Source organism: Oleiphilus sp. HI0132 (assembly GCF_001635845.1).
Genome location: NZ_LWGJ01000057.1, coordinates 1 through 1,444, shown reverse-complemented (window position 1 = coordinate 1,444; position 1,444 = coordinate 1). Strand labels below are relative to the sequence as shown.

Below are 1,444 nucleotides of genomic sequence, written 5' to 3'. Positions count from 1 at the left end.
GAGAAACTGTCGCCAGAGCTGGCAGTTAATATTATTAATGAGTTTTCCATGCATGACGCTATTTTGCCAATAAGCTTACTCGCGCTCCCTTCTTATTCTGAAGCAAACTTACCTCGCTATGCTTTGTTATGCGAAAACCAGGCTACATATAACAGACTTAACACTTGCGAGCAGAAAAACCTACAGGTCGAACTTGATCGCGAACTAGAAGAATTTTTGCTCCAGAACTTTCACTATAAACTTGCTCGCGAACTTGGTCAGCTCGATCATGCGCACGTTTTGCTCATGGAAGATGCCATGCAGGTTTATACCTCGCATAAGATAGCGCGTGGCATGGTGGCTGGTAACGTTAAAATTGAACCTCTGGTACTTTGGCAAAACGAACTATTCTCTCCTCAATACTCGAGCGCAAGCAATGAACAGCAAAACAGAGTCGAGGCCGTAAGCTAATGAGCCAGCGCTACGAAATTCGCCCCGCCGAAGATGGTGATTCAGCTGCACTACTACGCCTGATTGATCAAACGCCACAGGAAGGAGAAGTGCACCTGAATTTTGAGCGCGCACCTAACTTTTTTCATGCAACAAAGGTGACCACAACAGATCCGGATGTTTGGGTCATGATTGATCATAAAACAGAGACCTTGTTGGCCTCATTCAGTATTGGTAAGCGCGAAGTTTATGTCGACGGCGAAAAAAGATTAACCCGTTACGGCAATGATCTACGTATTCACCAGGATTATCGTGGCGGAAGGACACTGTTACGTTTATTCAAAAAGTATCGAGAACTGATGCAGGATGAGTGGATGCAGACTGTGATATTGGACGAGAATAAAGCCTCTATCAACTCAGTCGGAAGTGGCCGTCTAAGTTTGCCGACTTATCACCAGGCCGGACAATTTCGTACTTATATGGTAGATCTGTATAAGAAGCAGCATAAAGCCACAACACTTTTAGTGCGACGAGCTAGCAATGCCGATAAAGCTCAGATGCAGTCTTTTTTCGATAAGCATGCGCCATCAAAGCAATTTTACCCTGTCTATGACTTTTCAAAAATTGGCACCAAAGACAATTACTATCGCGGGGTCGATATCGAAAATTATTTCCTCGCTTATGATGACGATGAACTTATCGGTATGTGCGCCGTATGGAACCAAAAAGATTTTAAACAAACGCGCTTTGTATCCTACCAAGGCAAGATGAAAGCCCTCAGGCACATCAATAATATTAAGAGTAAATTCTTTGGCGGCCTCCAGCTACCAAGTCCTGGAAGTTTAGCGAGCTACCTTAGCCTTCACACGGTTCTTTGTGCCGACAACCGGATTGATATCTTTCAAGATTTGCTGAGCTGCATCCTTAAAACCTATCACGCAAGTGATTATGAGGCGCTTATCTTTGGTTTTGATACGCGCGACCCTTTACACGAAGTTGCAAAAAACTTGAAGGC

2 protein-coding genes are annotated in these 1,444 nt (G+C 44.2%); both read left to right on the top strand.

The window, feature by feature from the left end; genetic code table 11:
* Positions 1–450 (top strand): GH3 auxin-responsive promoter family protein (locus tag A3766_RS00865; RefSeq protein ID WP_231882803.1); only part of this gene is annotated, 450 nt, incomplete at its 5' end.
* The coding region (locus A3766_RS00860) for a hypothetical protein (protein WP_068641474.1) at positions 450–1,444 on the top strand (995 nt) is incomplete at its 3' end. The genes A3766_RS00865 and A3766_RS00860, both read left to right, overlap by 1 nt.